We start from the raw sequence: 16,926 nt of genomic DNA, 5'->3' as shown, positions 1-16,926 counted from the left end.
CCATGACCGCAATCAAAGAAATCACCATGTCCCACGCGAGCATTGCAGAAACCGTCGACGCGCAATCGCAGCGCCAGCATGCGGAGGTCGTCGCCATGCGGCGCCACCTGCACCGGCATCCGGAGCTGTCGTTCAAGGAGGTGGACACGGCCGACTTCCTGGAGCGCGAACTCGCGGCCATCGAGGGGTTGGAGGTGACACGCCCCACATCGACAAGTCTGGTGGCGCGCCTGGTCGGAGGCCGGGCAGGGCGCACGCTCGCCATGCGCGCGGACATCGATGCGCTGCCGCTGCAGGACCAGAAAAGCTGCGACTACGCCTCGCGCAATGCCAACGTCATGCACGCCTGCGGCCATGACGGCCACGCGGCCATGCTGCTCGGCGCTGCCCGCATCCTGGCCGGCCTGCGCGCGCAGGTGCCGGGCGAGGTCCGCTTCTTCTTTCAGCATGCCGAAGAACAGCACCCGGGCGGCGCCCAGCAGATGGTGGATGCGGGCGTGATGCAGGGTGTCGATCAGATCATCTCGGCCCACGTGATGTCGACGCTCGACACCGGCCACATTGCCGTGCTCGACGGCCCGGCGCTGGCCAGCTCCGACCGCTTCGTGCTGCGCCTGCGCGGCCGTGGCGGCCACGCGGCCAACCCCGACCGCTGCATCGATCCGATCATGATCGGCGCGCAGATCGTCGGCAACCTGCAGTCGATCGTCTCGCGCAACACCGATCCGCACGAGGCGGTGATTCTCTCGGTCACGCGTTTCGACGGCGGCAGCGCCTTCAACGTGATTCCCGATACGGTCGAACTCTGGGGCTCGGTGCGCTGCTTCAGCGAGCCGGTGCGCGAGCAGGTGCCCGCGCTGGTGGAGCGCATCGCCAACGGCGTGGCGGCGGCGCACGGCGCGCAGTGCACGCTCGAATACATCCGCGGCTACAGCCCGGTGGTCAACGACGCGGCGGTGGCCGAGCGGATGCGCGCGGTGGTGCAGCAAGGCATTGCCACGGCGGCGCTCCACGCGATTCGGCCGCTGCCGAACAGCGAGGACTTCAGCGCCTTCCTGAAGCATGCGCCGGGCGCCTATGTCTTCGTGGGCGCGCGCAGCGGTGCCAAGGGCATCGTGCACCCGCATCACCATCCGCATTTCGACTTCGACGAAGACGCGCTGCTGCATGGCGTGCAACTGTTCGCCAACACGCCATTCCACCTGAACGCATAGGCCTTTCGAGGGTCTCGCACGGGTGTTGAAACGGGCGCACAATGACTCGAACCCTTGGCGCAGGCGCATCCTGAATCAGCCATGGTGGAGTGAACATGTGAAGGGATGAAGCGCCGCGTCGGGGCTACGCAAGGAGCCATGTCATGACCCGCTTCATCGATGTTCACAGCCTGGTCCGCCTGGTGGACGAGACCGGCGTTCCCCAATTCCTCGAGGCCCTGGCGGACGCCCTGCGCGACGACTTCTTGCGCTGGCGCGAGTTCGACAAGAAGGCACGCGTGGCCAGCCATTCGCACCTGGGCGTGATCGAGCTGATGCCGGTGGCCGACGATGGCGCCTACGCCTTCAAGTACGTCAACGGGCACCCCCACAACACACAGGTCGGACTGCCCACCGTCATGGCCTTCGGCGTGCTGGCCGAGGTCGATACCGGCTATCCGACGCTGCTGTCGGAACTCACGCTCACCACCGCCTTGCGCACCGCCGCCACCTCGGCCATGGCGGCGAAGGCGCTGGCGCGGCCCGATTCGCGCAGCCTGGCGCTGATCGGCAACGGCTCGCAAAGCGAGTTCCAGGCGCTGGCCTTCCATGCGCTGCTGGGCATCGAGGAAGTGCGCGTGTTCGACACCGACCCGCACGCCACCGACAAGCTGGTGCGCCACCTGTCGGCGTGCACGCCGCTGGAGATCGTGCGTGCGCGTTCCGTGGCCGAGGCCGTGCGCGGCGCGGACATCGTGACCACCATCACCGCCTACCAGGGCCGCGCGACCGTGCTCACGCCCGACATGATCGAGCCAGGCATGCACATCAACGCCGTGGGCGGCGACTCGCCCGACAAGACCGAACTGCACCCCGACGTGTTGCGCATGGCGCGCGTGTTCGTCGAGTACGAGCCGCAGACCCGCGTGGAGGGCGAGATCCAGCAACTGCCTGCCGACTTCCCGGTGCATGAACTGTGGCGCGTGCTGCTCGGCGAAGTACCGGGCCGCGAAAGTGCGGGGCAGGTCACGCTGTTCGATTCGGTCGGCTTCGCGCTGGAGGACTACACCGCGCTGCGCTACATCCAGCGGATCGCCAGTGAACGCGGCATCGGCCAGCAGATTGCGCTGGTGCCCGAGCTGGACGACCCGAAGGACCTGTTCGGCCTCACGGCCTCGGGGCGGCGCCGGGCGGTGCTGCGGCGTGCGGCATGATCGGCGGCTTCGTCGATCACGCATTCCTTTCATGCTCACCATCTACAACGACCAGCATTCGCTTCACCAGGGCAAAGTCGAGATGTTCCGCGGCGAACTCGTGCCGTGCTTCGAGGTGCCCGCGCGCGTCGACCATGTGAGGCATGAGCTGGAGCGCCGCAAGCTAGGTGCGCTGCAACTGCCCGATGCCTTCGACGACGCCTTGCTCGCCAAGGTGCATGCGCCGCGTTACCTGGACTTCATTGCGCATGCGTGGGAAGAGTGGGTGGCGCTCGATCCAGCCAACGCGACACGCGACGTGCTGCCGTCGTACTGGCCCACGCGCGGCATGCGCACCGATGTGCTGCCCAGGAGCTTTCCGGCGCGCATGGGGCTGTTCTCGTTCGATGCGGGCACGCCGCTGATGGCGGGCAGCTGGGCCGCCGCGCGCCACGGCGCGGCCTGCGCATGGACAGCGGCGCAGCGCGTCATCGGCGGCGAACGCTCGGCCTTCGCACTCACGCGGCCACCGGGCCACCATGCGGGCGTGGATTTCTTCGGCGGTTACTGCTTCCTCAACAACGCCGCCGTCGCGGCGCAGGCGCTGCGCGATGCGGGCGTGGAGCGCGTGGCCGTGCTCGACGTGGACTACCACCACGGCAACGGCACGCAGGCCATCTTCTACGAGCGCAGCGACGTGCACTTCGCCAGCCTGCATGGCGATCCGCTGACCGACTACCCGTACTACCTCGGTCATGCCGACGAGCGCGGCGCCGGAAAAGGCGAGGGCTTCAACCACAACCTGCCACTGCCGCGCGGCACCGATTTCACGGCCTGGCGCGCGGCGCTGAAGACCGCGCTCGACGGCATCGCCGCGGTGAAGGCGGGCGCGCTCGTGGTCTCGCTCGGCGTCGACACCTTCGAGGGCGACCCGATCTCCGGTTTCAAGCTCAAGAGCGACGACTACCTGCGCATGGGCGAAGACCTGGCGCGTGCCGGCCTGCCGACAGTGTTCGTGTTCGAGGGCGGCTACGCGGTGGAAGAAGTCGGCATCAACGCGGTCAACGTGCTCCAGGGGTTCGAGCAGGTGTAGCCACGGGGTCGGGCTGACGCAAGCGCGACTCCGGCAGCCCGAATGGCCCTGATTTCCCCGGGAAATCAGGGGAGCCCCGATTGCCTTCGCCCACCGGGCAAGGCCCAATCGGCGCTTTGCAAAGTCAGGATCCAGTCAGCCATGCTCCGCCGCTCATCATTCCTTCGTGCCGCCACGCTCGCCGCGTGCGGCCTCGTTTCTCCGCTGGCGGCCTTTGCGCAGGCCTTTCCCACCAAGCCCATCAAGCTGGTCATTGCCTTCCCCGCAGGCGGCCCGACCGACATCACGATGCGCCAGCTTGCCGACAACGCAAGCCGCATCCTCGGCCAGCCCGTCATCATCGACAACAAGCCCGGTGCTGGCGGCACGCTGCCCGCGCAGGCGCTGCAGACCTCGCAGCCCGACGGCTACACCGTCGCGCAGATCCCGCTCGGCGTGTTCCGCCTGGGCTACACCACCAAGATCAACTGGGACCCGCTCAAGGACATCACCTACGTCCTGAACGTGACGGGCTACGCCTTCGGCATCGTGGTGCCCGCCAACAGCCCGTTCAAGACCTGGGCCGACTTCGTCGCCTACGCCAAGGCCAACCCCGGCAAGCTCACCTACGGCTCGACCGGCAACCTCACCAGCCCGCACCTGACGACCGAAATCATTGCGCAGAAGGCCGGCATCGAGCTGCAGCACGTGCCCTACAAGGGCAGCGCCGACCTGATGCTCGCGGTGGTCAGCGGCCAACTGATGGCCGCTGCAGACAGCACCGGCTTCGCGCCGCAGGTCGAAGCCGGCAAGCTGCGCGTGCTGAACACCTGGGGCGACAAGCGCCTGGCCAAGTTCCCCGACGCGCCCACGCTGAAGGAACTGGGCTACGACATCGTGCAGAACTCGCCCTTCGGCATCGGCGCACCCAAGGGCACGCCGCCCGAAGTTGTGAAGAAGCTGCACGACGCCTTCAAGCAGGCGATGGAAGAACCGAGCTACGTGGCCTCGCTCGGCCGCTACGACATGCTGCCGAACTACATGAGTTCGGCGACGTACACCAAGTTTGCGCAGGACACGGTGGTGCGAGAGAAGGTCATCATCGACAAGCTGGGGCTGGCGAAGGAGAAGTAGGACGCTCTATTTGCCACCTTGAAGAATGGGCGTGAGTGCCACGTTGATGTAGTAATTGGCGCGCCCGATCTTCTGCTTTTGCAGGAAGCCTCCATCGACCAAAGCATCCAGATACTTGGTCGCAGTGAGGCGCGACACCTGCAGGTCGCGCTGCACGAATTCGATCTTTGTGTAGGGGTGCGTGAAGAGGTTGTTGATCAGGTCCTGGCTATAGAACTTGTAGCCCTCGCGAATTCGGTGCTTGTAGTCGAACAGCGCTGCCTTGATCGCCTGGATGGTTGCGATGGCCTGGCCTGCCGTCTGCTCCACGGCCTCCAGCAGGTAAAGCACCCATTCTTCCCACGCGTCGTCATCTCGTACCGCTTGCAGCAGCCGGTAGTAGTCGGCTTTGGTGCGCACGATGTAACTGCTCAGATAGAGCACTGGAATGTCGAGCAGCCGCTCCTTGACCAGATAGAGCACGTTGAGAATGCGGCCCGTGCGTCCGTTGCCGTCGTAGAACGGATGAATGCTCTCGAACTGATGATGAATCAGTGCCATCTTGATCAAGGGATCGACGGCGAACAGATCGGACTCATTGATGAAGCGCTCGAGTGCGCGCATCAGTGCAACGATTTCGCTGTGATCCTGCGGTGGTGCGTAGACCGTTCGGCCGCCGCTGTCTTTCAGTGCGGTGCCTGGCAGCTTGCGAAAACCTGCGTTGTTCTTCTCCAGTTCCGACTGGATCACGAGGATGTGGTTGGCGGTGATGAGGCCACTTTCGCGCACTTGCTCGAAGCCCACGCGCAATGCCTGCCGGTATCGCAGAACCTCTTTGGCCGCTGGATTGACGAAGGCCTCGGGCAAGACGTCGTCCTTGAACAGTTCGTCGTGTGTGGTGACGATGTTCTCGATTGCGGAACTGTCCTTGGCTTCCTGCAGCCCCAGGGTATTGATGAGGATTCCCTGATTGGGGATGGCCGCCGCGATGCCTTTCAGTTCAGCCAACTGGCGGCTCGCGCTGGCGAGCCTCTTCAGAATGGCGGGCGAATCGAAGCGGGAGGGGACCAGATGGTCAAGGGGCTGGAGGAAGTGCATAGGAGTTTCGGTTTCCTATACATGGTAGGCCTGACATGCATAGAAAAATCGAATTTCTATACATATAGATGCGAAGCATGGAAGATTCGGTGAATCAGTGAGTTGCGGCTGCGATCGCAAACAGCTCGCCCACCAGCCGCTTCGCGAGCGCCGGCTTCACCGGATCGCCCCCAAACACCAGGCGAAACACGATGGGCGCGATCAGGTGGTCGATCACCTGTTCCGGCTCGGGCGTCTGCTCGCCGCGAGCGCGCGCCTGTTCGACCAGCGCGAGCGCCTCCTTGCGGCGGTTGCGCAGGCAGTCGGTGTCGGAGCCGCCGTTGGCCAGCGCAGCCGCGGCTTTCAGCAGCGAGGTGTTGCACGGAAGCGCGAGGTGCACGATGAGTTCGCGCGCCCAGGCTTCCAGGTCCTTGCGCAGCGTGCCGGTGTCGGGCAGCGGCCGGTTCGGGTCCAGCTTGTGGGTGGCCGTTTCGGCCAGCAGCCCCGCCAGATCGCCCCAACGCCGATAGATGCTGGAAGCGCTGACGCCCGCGCGTTCGGCCACGGCCGGCACGGTGACGCGCTCGCGCCCCTGTTCGGCCACCAACTCTTCGAGCGCCGTTCGCACCAGTGTCTGCACCTGTGCGCTGCGGCCGCCTGGGCGCTTGTTGGGAAGGGCAAGGTCGTTCATGTTCGGACTTTAACGCAAAGATATTTGCTTTAGAAGAGGTGCAGGTCTAGAATCACAAAAGCTAAAAAAGTTGCGTTAAGGATCTGCCATGCCGTCCACCTGCCCTGAACTGGCCGTTGCCACCGCCGCCATTGCCGCCCGCTCCAAGCCCTGGCGCCTGCCGGCCGGTGTGGCGTTTCCGTTGCTGGCGGCCGTGCTGTTCGCCTTCTTCTTCGCGGCCAGCGCGCCGTCGCCGCTGTTCGTGGTGTTCCAGCACGCCTGGGGCTTCTCGTCGTCGATGCTCACGGTGGCCTTTGCGATCTATGCGATCGCACTGCTGATCTCGCTGCTGGTGGCGGGCTCGCTGTCGGACCACATCGGCCGGCGGCCGGTGGTGCTGGCCGCGCTGGTGCTGCAGGCGGTGGCGATGGGGCTCTTCCTGTGGGCGCACGACATCGGCGGGCTGATCGTCGCGCGCGTCGTGCAGGGCATTGCCACGGGCGTCGCGAGCGGTGCATTGAGCGCGGCGGTGGTCGAAGCCGCTCCGGCCTCACGCAAGCGGCTGGGCGCGCTGATCACCAGCGTGTCGCCGCTGGCCGGGCTCGCGGTCGGTGCGCTGCTGACGGGCATGGCCGTCAAGCTCACAGGCCAGCCGGTGATGCTGGTGTTCGGCGTGTTGGCGGTCGTGTTTGCCATCGGCGCGGTGGTGGTGCTGTGGATGCCCGAGACCGTCACGCCGCGCGCCGGCGCGCTGGCCTCGCTGGTGCCGCGCGTGTCGATTCCCGTGCAGGCCCGCGCCGAGTTTGCGCGTGGCTTGCCGGCCTTCGTCGTGGTGTGGGCGCTCGGCGGGCTGTACCTTTCCCTTGCGCCGTCGCTGATGCTGCATGTGTTCGGCGTCGACAACGGCGTGGTCAACGGCCTCACGGTGGCGGTGCTCTCGGGCATGGGCGCCATCGCGCCCACGCTGCTCGGTCGCTTTGCCGCGCCCCGGCCGGCCATCGTCGGCATGGCGAGCATCGCGCTGGGCGTTGCGCTGCTGCTGGCATCGCTCGCCACGCGCTCGCTCGCGCTGTTCTTCGTCGGTACCGCGGTGGCGGGCATCGGCTTCGGCGGCGCGTTCTCGGCGCTGGTGCAGACGCTGGCGCCACTGGCGCAATCGCATGAGCGCGGCGAGCTGTTCGCGGCGATCTTCGTGGTGAGCTATCTCGCGTTCAGCCTGCCCGCGATGCTGGCGGGCTTTCTCGTCAAGCCGCTGGGCCTGCTGGCGACAGTGGAAGGCTATGCGGCCGTGCTGATCCTGATTGCCGTCGCGGGCGCGTGGAGCCAATGGGCGGTGCTGCGGCGCAATCGCCTGCCGCTCAGCGGGTAGCGCGGGCCGAGAGAATCGCGCGCGCCGCTTCGGCAAAGCCCGCGCCGCGCTCGCCCTGCGTCACGTAGCGCGGCAGGTGCTCCAGTTGCGGCACGAAGCGCGCAACGTTCGCCACGCCGATGCTGCTGGCGAAGGTGCGGAACATCAACTGGTCGTTGGTGGAATCGCCCACGTAGGCCCAGCGGTCCATCTCGTCGTCGAGCGTGCGGCCCCAGAGTTCGCGCACGATCCAGCGCGCGCCTTCGAGCTTGTCGTTGTCGCCGTACCAGCCGTTGATGTGGATGCTGCTCACGGTGGCGTGCATGCCTTCGCTGCGCATCAGCGCCACGACCTGCGCGATGGTTTCTTCGCCCAGTTGCACGAACTCGCTGTGGTCGATGGCGATGTCGGTTTCGCGGCCGGGCGAGTCGGTGGCGCGTGCGGCGCCGGGAATCTCGCGCTCGATGCGCGCCAGCACGGCCTGCATGCGCGCGAAGTGGGTGGCGCGTGTGGCGGCGTCCTGCTGGTAGCGCTTCTCGACCTGGCCATCGGCCGTGGGCAGCAGCGCCACCGCACCGTTTTCCGCCACGATGGCATCGACCGGCCAGGTGGTCACGAAAGGCAGGCTCCAGCCGACCGGCCGGCCCGTGATGGCCACCACGGCCAGGCCCGCCGCTTTCAGGTCGCCCAGCGCCTGCAGCGCATCGGGCGTGATGGCGCCGTCGGTGGTCAGCGTGTCGTCGATGTCGGTGAACACGCCGACGAGCGCGCTGCGCGCCGGCGCGGCCCATCGGGTCAGCGGCAGCAGGTGGTTCGGCGAGGACGGAAGGAGGGACGACGCGGGCATGGCAAGGAATCTCTGAAGGGGCCGTGATCGTACCGGGTGGATTTTTTGTTTCGTGTAGCATCCCGCCCCCGCCGCGCATTCAAGCCCGGCGCGGCGCTTTCCATGTCTCACATCCTCGTCGATCAACTCCTCAAAACCTACCGCATCTCCGAGCGCGACCCGGGCGTGATGGGCGCGCTGCGCGGGCTCGTGCACCGTCGCCATCGCACGGTGGAGGCGCTGTCGGGCGTGTCTTTTTCGCTCGAACGCGGCGAGCTGCTGGGCTTTATCGGGCCGAACGGCGCGGGCAAGTCCACCACCATCAAGATCCTCGCGGGCATCTTGCGGCCCGACGGCGGTCGCGTGGAAATCGACGGCCACGACCCGTTCAAGGACCGCGAGCGGCACGTGGCGCGCATCGGCGTGGTGTTCGGTCAGCGCACGCAACTGTGGTGGGACCTGCCGGTGGGCGACGGCTTCGACCTGCTGCGCGACATCTACCGTGTCGATCCGCAGCGCTACCGCCGCACGCGTGACGAACTGGTCGCGCTGCTGCACCTGGAGCGCGTGCTCGACCAGCCTGTGCGGCAACTCTCGCTGGGCCAGCGCATGCGCGCCGAGATCGCGGCGGCGCTGCTGCACGAACCCGACATCCTGTTCCTCGACGAGCCGACCATCGGCCTCGACGCGCCGTCGAAGCTGGCGGTGCGCGACTTCGTGCGGCGCGCCAACCGCGAGCGCGGCACCACCGTGCTGCTGACCACGCACGACATGCACGACATCGAAGCGCTGGCGCGGCGCGTGATCGTCATCGGCCACGGCCGCGTGCTGGCCGACAGCCCGGTCGAGGCGCTGCGCGCGCAGGTGATGGCCGAGCGCCGGCTGGTGGTCGATTTCGCGCAAGGTGCCGAACTGCCCGCGCAGGTGCCCGGCGCCACCGTGCATTCGCGCGACGGCCAGACGCTGGTGCTCGACTTCGATCCCGCCGTGACCACGGCCCCGGCGCTGATCGCGCGCATCGCGGCTGAGCATCCGGTGGAAGACCTGCGCCTCGAAGGCATGGCCATCGAGGCCGTCATTGCGCGCTTCTACGCGATGCACGGGGCGGCCGAGGCATGAGCACGCGCACGCACGGCCTGCGAGACACGGTGCGCCCTTACGTCGCGGCCTTTGCTTCGCGCTTCCTGCAGATGCTGCAGTACCGAACGGCCGCGCTCGCGGGCTTTGCAACGCAGTGCTGGTGGGGCGGCATCAAGGTGATGGTGTTCGCCGCGTTCTACGGCGGGACGGCCATTGCGGGCGCGAGTTCGTCGATGTCGCTCGCACAAGCCATTACCTACACCTGGCTCGCGCAGGGCATGCTCGTGCTGATGCCCTGGCTGGGCGACCCGGAGGTGGGGCAGGCCGTGCGCACCGGCGCGGTCGCCTACGACCGGCTGCGTCCGGTGGACGCTTACGCGCTCTGGTTCGCGCGCAGCGCCGGCTGGATCGCAGCGCGTCTGCTGCCGCGCGTGGCGCTCATGGCCGCTTTCGCCGCGGTCGCTCTGCCGCTGACGGGCTTGGGCGACTGGGCCTGGCAATTGCCCGCGAGCGTGACGGCGGCCGTCGCGTTCCTGTTGTCGGCGTTGCTCGCACTGCTGCTTTCGGCGTCGATGGTGATGCTGCTCAACGTGGCAGCCACGGCGGCGCTGAACGAGCGCGGCATCAACGCGGTGGCGACACCTGTGGTCATCGTGCTCTCGGGCAACCTGCTGCCGCTCGCGCTGATGCCGGATGCCTGGCAGACCGCACTGCTGATTCAGCCATTGGCTGGCCTGATGGACATTCCGGCGCGGTTGTACTTCGGGCAACTGAGCGGCTGGCATGCGCTGGCCGGCTTGGGCCTGCAGTGCTTCTGGATCGCGGTGCTGGTCACGTTGGGCCGGTTCGCGATGGGGCGCACGATGCGCAGTCTTCAGATTCAGGGTGGCTAGGATGGAAATTTCCTGCCTTTCTGTTCTTCGCGCTGTTCGTTTGGGGCGCGGTTGTTCAGGGCGTCGCTCACGCCGACACGGTGCTCTTTTTCGCGAATGTTCCCCGCTTCGCTCCTCCTTTATTTCGCGAAAAAGAGCCCCGTATCGACGTGAGCGTTGGACAGAGCGGTCGTTGATCGGCTGCACACCAGCAGCGCGTCCCTGTGCGAATGACACCGGGTGCTCCCCGCAGCGAAATAAAGGAGGAGCGAAGCGGGGGACATTCGCGGAGGGGAGTACCCGGTGTCATTCGCACGCGCCCCGAACGAACTCCCCTGAACGAACACGCCCGAACACAAAAGAACCGCATCACAAAACGAGGAAGGGCAACTGAAATGGGCTCGCTCCCTCTCTTCTTCCGTCTCGTGCAGGCGTCAGTCGGCGGCCAGGCGCGCTATCCCGCCTCGGCGCTGCTGCTGACCCTGGGCCAGTTCCTGGGCAGTGGCATCGAGGTGGTCGCCGTCTGGGCGCTGTTCCACCGCTTTGGCGACGTGCAGGGCTGGCACATCGGCGAGGTGGCGCTGTTCTACGGTCTGGTGAACTGCATGTTCGCCATCGCCGATGCGCTGGGGCGCGGCTTCGATGTGCTCGGCACCGAGTTCCTGCGCACCGGCGCGTTCGATCGCCTGCTGCTGCGCCCGCGCCCGCTCGCGCTGCAACTGATGGGGCATGACTTCCGCATCAGCCGCATGGGCCGGCTGTTGCAGGGCATCGGGGTGATGGTGTTCGCCACGTACCAGGCGGGCATTGCATGGACGCCGGCCACGGTGGCCGTGGCGCTGTTCGCGCTGGCCGGCGGCATCGCGCTGTTCCTCGGCATCCTGGTGCTGCAGGGCACGCTGGCGTTCTGGACCGTCGAGAGCCTGGAGATTGCCAACGTGCTCACCTACGGCGGCGTGCAGGCGGCGCAGTACCCGCTGGCGCTGTACGCGAACTGGTTCCGCCGTGTGCTGACCTTCGTTGTGCCGTTGGCCTGCGTGGCCTATTACCCGGCGCTGACCATCCTCGGCAAGCCCGATCCGCTGGGGGCACCGGATTGGATGGGCATGGTGTCCCCGCTCGCGGGCTTCGTGTTTCTGGCCGCCGCCTTCGGCGTGTGGCGGCTGGGGCTGCGGCGCTACGCCTCAACCGGGAGTTGACCCGGCGCAGCGCGCGAACGTCACTTACTTCTTCGGCACCGCTTTCTTGGCGCGATGCTCGGCAAGAAGAATCCCGGCGGTTTCATAGAACGAGAAGATGGAATCCTCGCCGCCGTTGGCAAATTGCTTGGCCACCTTGTTGAATGGAAAGACGACGAATTCGGGCTCGCACTGCAAGGCGACTTGACCTTCGTTCCCGACCCAGGTGCAGTCGTACTTGCGCCGCATGGCCTCGCCCAGGTAGGAGCCCAGGACCTGTGAAATCCCCGAAGCATCAGGGATCTTGGATCGCGTTCTCTCTATGTATCCGTCGAGCCATTTCACGGACTCTGGCGTGAAATTGAAGTCCACGCCGGAGATCGCGCCAAGCCGATCTTGAACAGACTTCGCGTTCGCCTCGATGGATGCGATCTGCGCGGGCGTGATGGAAGCCATCCTGGACGACCCCCGGGCGTTGTTCGAGGGCGACTGTGCCCATGCAGATGGCAGCAGCAACAGGCTCGCCGCGATCAGCGCGGCACGCAGGCACGACATGCTCAGCCGGCGCTCTGCAGCGCCAACCCCGCATGCTCGCGCAGCGGATGGAAATGGATCTTCGGAAAGCGTTCCTGCGCCAGCCGCACGTCGTACGGCGAGGTGCACAGGAAGGCCAGCGTATCGGCCGCGTCCTTGGCCATGCGCACCGGATAGGCGTTGACGAACTCGCGCAGCTCGGCCGGGGTATCGGCCGTGATCCAGCGCGCGCCGGTGTACTGGCAGCCTTCGAGCCGCACGTCGGCGTCGTACTCGGCCTTCAGGCGGTGCTGCACCACTTCGAACTGCAGCTGGCCGACGGCGCCCAGCAGCATCGGGCCGCCGACTTCGGGGCGGAACACCTGGATTGCGCCTTCTTCACCGAGCTGGGCCAGGCCCTGCTGAAGCTGCTTGGTGCGCAGCGGGTTCTTCAAGATCACCGTCATGAACAGCTCGGGCGCGAAGAAGGGCAGGCCGGTGAACTGCAGGCTCGCGCCGTCGGTGATGGTGTCGCCCAACTGCACGCCGCCATGGGTGGTAAAGCCCACGATGTCGCCCGCATAGGCTTCTTCGACCGCCTCGCGGCGCTGGCTCATGAAGGTCACGACGCTGGTGGGGCGCAGCTCTTTCGAGGTGCGCTGCACCTTCAGCTTCATGCCCGGCGTGTACTTGCCCGAGGCCATGCGCACGAAGGCGATGCGGTCGCGGTGGTTGGCGTCCATGTTGGCCTGCACCTTGAAGACCACGCCCGCGAAGTCCTTGTCCTCGGGCTGGATTTCCTTCACCACCGGCTGGCGGTTGACCATCGTGGTGCTGGTGCGCGACTGCGGTTGCGGTGCCAGGTCGACCAGCGCGTCCAGCACTTCCATCACGCCGAAGTTGTTCACACCCGAGCCGAAGAACACCGGCGTCTGCTTGCCGGCCAGGAAGGCCTCGCGGTCCCAGGTGGGCGATGCACCGGTGGCCAGCTCCATGCTGTCCATGGCGGATTCGAAATCGGCGCCGAAGCGCTTGGTGAGCGTTTCGCGCTCGGTGAGTGCGATGGTCTCGAAGTCATGCGGCAGTCGTTCGCTGCCCGACTCGAACACCGTCATCGTGTGCGTGCGCAGGTTCATGATCCCGCGGAAAGTCTTGCCCTGGCCCACGGGCCAGGTCATGGGCACGCAGGGCATGCCCAGTTCGCGTTCCACTTCGTCCAGGATGTCCAGCGGCTCGCGCACTTCCCGGTCCATCTTGTTGACGAAGGTGATGATGGGCGTGTCGCGCTGGCGGCAGACCTCGATCAGCCGGCGCGTCTGCGCTTCCACGCCGTTGGCCGCGTCGATCACCATCAGCGCCGAGTCGACGGCCGTGAGCACGCGGTAGGTGTCTTCCGAGAAGTCCTTGTGGCCGGGCGTGTCGAGCAGGTTGATCACATGGTCGCGGTACAGCATCTGCATGACCGACGACGCCACCGAGATGCCGCGCTGCTTTTCGATTTCCATCCAGTCGGACGTGGCGTGGCGCGTGGCCTTGCGCGCCTTCACCGAGCCGGCGATCTGGATCGCGCCGGAGAAAAGCAGCAGCTTTTCGGTCAGCGTGGTCTTGCCGGCGTCAGGGTGGGAAATGATCGCAAAGGTGCGACGGCGGCGGGTTTCGGCAACAAAAGACAAGGTGGGCAATCTGCGGGGGAATGCCGCGATTTTAGAAGGGCGCCCGGAACCGGCCCGCTTCGGGGGCCTAAAACGCCTCCGTCATCCCATAAGCCCGCATCTGCGCCTCGAACCGGGCCACGTCGTGGCTCAGCACCACGAGGTCGTGCGTCAGGCCCTGCCAGTCCTTCACGTGCTTGCCCAGCAACGCCTCGGGGCGAAAGCCCAGGGCCTGGAAGACGGCGATGGCGCCGCGCTGGTCGACGGTCATGCGCGCGACGAGTTTTTCCGCACCGCGCTCGATGGCGAGCGCGCAGGCTTCCCGCGCGAGCCGGTGGCCCAGGCCGCTGCCGCGCTGCTCGGGCGCGGCCAGCACGCGCAGCTCGGCCACGTGGCTGGACCACGAGTGCGGATCGCGGATCACCGCCGCGCAGCCGAGCACCGTGTCGCCGCGCACGGCCAGCACACTGTCGATGTCGCCGCGCTCGATGGCGCGAATCCACGCACCCATCACCTTGGGCTGCGTGATGTCGCGCGGCAGGAAGAGCAGGTCGTGTGCGGGCAGGGCCTGTGCGAAGGCCAGCACGGCGGCCGCGTCGAACGCGGTCATCAGGCGCAGGACGATGTTGCCTTCGCTGCTCGTCACGGTGCGCGGATAGGTCCGCGAAAAAGAATCGGAAACGGTGGTGATGGTCATGTCGATCGCACTCCAAGCCATTCGTCGAGTTTGGGCCACAGCCTGCGCACCGCGTTGGCGCCTGCGGCCAGGCTGACGTGGCCGCCCTTGAGCACGATCTCTTCCTTGTCGGCCGAGCCGATGTTGGCGATCAGCGGCTGGCCGGCTTCGTACGGCACGATGTGGTCGTGCTGCGCGAGCGCATGCAGCACCGGCACCTTGATGTTCTTCAGCAGCACCTTGCGGCCGCCCAATACCAGCTCGTTCTTGAAGAGCTTGTTGTCCCACATCAGCTCTTTCACGGTCTGGCGGAAGTACTCGCCGGCCAGCGGCAGCATCTCGGCACCCCAGCGGTCGAACATGCGATAGGACTTCACGAACTCGTCGTTGGCCATGTTGTCCCAGAGCTGCACCACGCCGGCGCTGCGACCGGCCGGGCGCAGCATGTCGAAGGAGGCGAACAGCATCTCGGGCGGCACGTTGCCCACGGTGTCGATGAGGCGGTCAACGTCGAAATAACGGCGGTCCGACCACGCATGGAAGAGCTTCATGCGGCTGAAGTCGATGGGTGTGGTGAAGAGCGCGAGGTTCTTCATCGGCCCGCCGGGGTGCAGCGCCGCGTACATCGTGGACAGCACGCCACCCATGCAGTAGCCGGCAATGGTCACGTCTTCTTCGCCCGAGTCTTCCTGCACGCGGCGGATGGAATCGGGAATGAAGTCGAGCACGTAGTCCTCGATGCGCAGGCGCTTCTCGTCGGCGCGCGGCGCGTTCCAGTCCATCACGTAGACGTCGTAGCCCTTGTGCAGCAAATACTCGACCATGCTCTGGCCCGGCGCGAGGTCGAAGATGTAGGCGCGGTTGGTGGTGGCCATCACCATCAGCACCGGCACGCGGTAGATCTCGTCGACCAGCGGGCGGTAGTGGTACAGGCTCAGGGTGCCGCGGCGATGGATTTCATCCTTCGGCGTCAGGCCGACGGCCGGCGCGGCGGAGGTGAGGAAGTCGAGGCCCTTGATATTGCGCTGGATCGCACGCTCTATTTCGGCGCCGATGTCGGGCAGGGCGAGATCGGCGGGAGGGCTCATCGTGCGCGCTTTCCGGCGGGGCGCTTGGGCGGGGCTGCGGGCGTTTTCGATGCCGCTGCGGGTGGTGCGCCTGGCGGCTGCTTCGTCCGGCGCGGCTTGACGGGCGCCGCGGCCGTTGCACGGGTTGCCGGGCTGCGGCCGCCTTCCATCGCGCGGCTGATGTTCGCCAAGTGATCGTCGATGCGCTGCAACTGCTCGCCCAGCGCCTGGATGTCGGCGCGCGTCGGCAGGTTCAGCAGTGTGAGGTAGCGCGCCATCAATTCGCCCAGCGCCTTCTGCGCCGTCAGCGAGGCGTTCATGCCGCCATGCATGCCCTGGCGGAACGGGTCCGAGGACATGGTCTCGTTGGCGAACGCGTTGGTGCCTTTCTCCCACTGGGCCATCAGCTCGCGCCACATGGCCATCGGGTCGAGGGACGAGAACTGGGTCATGGAAGGAAGCTCCGTCGTCAGTGATCGCGACGTTGCGCCGTGTGCGTGGCGATGGCGTCGACGATCTGCGGCCACATCGGAATCGGCAGCGCGTGGCCCATGCGCGGGATGCGCAGCAGCCGCGCGCCGGGAATGGCATCGGCCACATCGACGCCGCATTCCACCGGCACGAGCGGATCGACATCGCCGTGGATCACCAGCGTGGGCACGCGCACGTCGCGCAGCGCGGGCTTGCGGTTGCCCGACGCGAAGATGGCCGCGAGCTGGCGCGCCACGCCGCCGGGGTTGAGCCCGCGCAGGAAGGTGAGCTGCGCGCGCTCGGCATCGCGTGCTTCATCGAGCGGAAAGGCGTCGGGGCCGCGCAGCACGCGCCACACCTTGGCGTAGTGCGGCAGGTAGGCCTCGAAGGTGGTGGGCGAGGGCGAGAACAGCACCGCCATCGCTTCGGGCGTGGGCGGCGGCAGGCCGGGGTTGCCGGTGGTCGACATGATGCTGGTGAACGAATGCATCCGCTGCGGATGGCGGATTGCCAGCTCCTGCCCGATGGCACCGCCCATCGAGGCGCCGACGATGTGCGCGCGCTCGATCTTCAGTGCGTCGAGCAGGCCGATGCAGTCGTTGGCCATGTCGTGCAGCGTGTAGGGCGCCTGCAGCGCCTTGCCCGCCATGGCCTGCAGCATCAGCGCCTGGATGTCGGGCACGCCGAGATGCGACAGATGCGTCGAGTGGCCGGTGTCGCGGTTGTCGAAGCGGATCACCCGGTGCCCGCCCGCTTGCGCGAGGCGGGCGCAGAACGCGTCGTCCCACGCCACCATCTGGGCGCCGAGGCCCATGATCAGGAGCAGCGGCGGCGCGCCGGGGTCGCCGAAGCTGTCCCATGCGAGTTCGATGCCATTGGCGCGCGTGCGATGTTCGGTGTTCTGCGGAACGGCGGTCATGGGGCT

Annotated in this window: 17 protein-coding genes; 8 read left to right on the top strand and 9 right to left on the bottom strand. The window is 66.8% G+C overall.

Annotation, left to right across the window (positions count from 1 at the left end):
• The first annotated feature begins 2 nt into the window (after positions 1–2).
• The 4 genes from H7F35_RS07950 to H7F35_RS07935 all read left to right on the top strand — a co-directional run bounded on the left by H7F35_RS07950 (position 3) and on the right by H7F35_RS07935 (position 4,592).
• Complete coding sequence (locus tag H7F35_RS07950; protein WP_261803562.1) at positions 3–1,214, top strand: M20 family metallopeptidase; 1,212 nt, start codon at positions 3–5, stop codon at positions 1,212–1,214.
• A gap of 143 nt (positions 1,215–1,357) precedes the next feature.
• Positions 1,358–2,407, top strand: a complete 1,050-nt coding sequence (locus H7F35_RS07945; RefSeq protein WP_187112371.1) for an ornithine cyclodeaminase — start codon at positions 1,358–1,360, stop codon at positions 2,405–2,407.
• Positions 2,408–2,438: 31 nt separating this feature from the next.
• Complete coding sequence (locus tag H7F35_RS07940) at positions 2,439–3,479, top strand: histone deacetylase family protein (RefSeq protein ID WP_187112370.1); 1,041 nt, start codon at positions 2,439–2,441, stop codon at positions 3,477–3,479.
• Between the two features lie 141 nt (positions 3,480–3,620).
• Positions 3,621–4,592 (top strand): Bug family tripartite tricarboxylate transporter substrate binding protein, encoded by a 972-nt coding sequence (locus H7F35_RS07935; RefSeq protein WP_187112369.1) that lies wholly within the window; start codon positions 3,621–3,623, stop codon positions 4,590–4,592.
• Positions 4,593–4,598: 6 nt separating this feature from the next.
• On the opposite strand, the gene H7F35_RS07930 is transcribed toward H7F35_RS07935, so the two are convergent.
• The gene (locus tag H7F35_RS07930) at positions 4,599–5,669 is read right to left on the bottom strand and encodes a Fic family protein (protein ID WP_187112368.1); all 1,071 of its coding nucleotides are present in this window, start codon (positions 5,667–5,669) and stop codon (positions 4,599–4,601) included.
• 94 nt (positions 5,670–5,763) lie between these two features.
• Complete coding sequence (locus H7F35_RS07925; RefSeq protein WP_187112367.1) at positions 5,764–6,339, bottom strand: TetR/AcrR family transcriptional regulator; 576 nt, start codon at positions 6,337–6,339, stop codon at positions 5,764–5,766.
• An 88-nt stretch (positions 6,340–6,427) separates the two neighbouring features.
• On the opposite strand from H7F35_RS07925, the gene H7F35_RS07920 reads away from it, so the two are divergent.
• Entirely contained in the window at positions 6,428–7,687 is a 1,260-nt protein-coding gene (locus H7F35_RS07920) for an MFS transporter (protein ID WP_187112366.1), read from the top strand.
• Here the strand turns inward: H7F35_RS07920 and H7F35_RS07915 are convergent.
• Positions 7,677–8,513 carry an HAD-IIB family hydrolase gene (locus H7F35_RS07915; protein ID WP_187112365.1) on the bottom strand — a complete coding sequence of 279 codons (837 nt, stop codon included), beginning with the start codon at positions 8,511–8,513 and terminating at the stop codon, positions 7,677–7,679. The two genes, H7F35_RS07920 and H7F35_RS07915, sit on opposite strands and share 11 nt — an antisense overlap.
• Before the next feature lie 102 nt (positions 8,514–8,615).
• On the opposite strand from H7F35_RS07915, the gene H7F35_RS07910 reads away from it, so the two are divergent.
• From H7F35_RS07910 to H7F35_RS07900, 3 genes are all read left to right on the top strand, one after another.
• Positions 8,616–9,611 carry an ATP-binding cassette domain-containing protein gene (locus H7F35_RS07910; protein ID WP_187112364.1) on the top strand — a complete coding sequence of 332 codons (996 nt, stop codon included), beginning with the start codon at positions 8,616–8,618 and terminating at the stop codon, positions 9,609–9,611.
• Positions 9,608–10,465: an ABC transporter permease gene (locus tag H7F35_RS07905; protein WP_187112363.1), complete on the top strand. Its 858-nt coding sequence runs from the start codon at positions 9,608–9,610 to the stop codon at positions 10,463–10,465. Before H7F35_RS07910 ends, H7F35_RS07905 begins: the two co-directional genes overlap by 4 nt.
• A 374-nt stretch (positions 10,466–10,839) precedes the next feature.
• The gene (locus H7F35_RS07900; protein WP_187112362.1) at positions 10,840–11,643 is read left to right on the top strand and encodes an ABC transporter permease; all 804 of its coding nucleotides are present in this window, start codon (positions 10,840–10,842) and stop codon (positions 11,641–11,643) included.
• Positions 11,644–11,667: 24 nt separating this feature from the next.
• Here the strand turns inward: H7F35_RS07900 and H7F35_RS07895 are convergent, their stop codons facing one another.
• From H7F35_RS07895 to H7F35_RS07870, 6 genes are all read right to left on the bottom strand, one after another.
• On the bottom strand, positions 11,668–12,177 hold the full coding sequence (locus H7F35_RS07895) for a hypothetical protein (RefSeq protein WP_187112361.1): 510 nt from the start codon (positions 12,175–12,177) through the stop codon (positions 11,668–11,670).
• Between the two features lie 2 nt (positions 12,178–12,179).
• The gene (locus tag H7F35_RS07890) at positions 12,180–13,808 is read right to left on the bottom strand and encodes a peptide chain release factor 3 (RefSeq protein WP_187112360.1); all 1,629 of its coding nucleotides are present in this window, start codon (positions 13,806–13,808) and stop codon (positions 12,180–12,182) included.
• A 67-nt stretch (positions 13,809–13,875) separates the two neighbouring features.
• The gene (locus tag H7F35_RS07885; protein ID WP_187112359.1) at positions 13,876–14,484 is read right to left on the bottom strand and encodes a GNAT family N-acetyltransferase; all 609 of its coding nucleotides are present in this window, start codon (positions 14,482–14,484) and stop codon (positions 13,876–13,878) included.
• Positions 14,481–15,551 carry an alpha/beta fold hydrolase gene (locus H7F35_RS07880; RefSeq protein WP_187112358.1) on the bottom strand — a complete coding sequence of 357 codons (1,071 nt, stop codon included), beginning with the start codon at positions 15,549–15,551 and terminating at the stop codon, positions 14,481–14,483. Before H7F35_RS07880 ends, H7F35_RS07885 begins: the two co-directional genes overlap by 4 nt.
• Positions 15,548–15,982 (bottom strand): hypothetical protein, encoded by a 435-nt coding sequence (locus H7F35_RS07875; protein ID WP_187112357.1) that lies wholly within the window; start codon positions 15,980–15,982, stop codon positions 15,548–15,550. Before H7F35_RS07875 ends, H7F35_RS07880 begins: the two co-directional genes overlap by 4 nt.
• Positions 15,983–15,999: 17 nt before the next feature.
• Complete coding sequence (locus tag H7F35_RS07870; RefSeq protein WP_187112356.1) at positions 16,000–16,920, bottom strand: alpha/beta fold hydrolase; 921 nt, start codon at positions 16,918–16,920, stop codon at positions 16,000–16,002.
• Positions 16,921–16,926: the final 6 nt, after the last annotated feature.

The sequence above is a fragment of the Variovorax sp. PAMC26660 genome, from assembly GCF_014302995.1.
GTDB lineage: Bacteria > Pseudomonadota > Gammaproteobacteria > Burkholderiales > Burkholderiaceae_C > Variovorax.
Note: the sequence above shows the minus strand (reverse complement) of the source record. Positions and strands in the feature narration are given on the sequence as shown.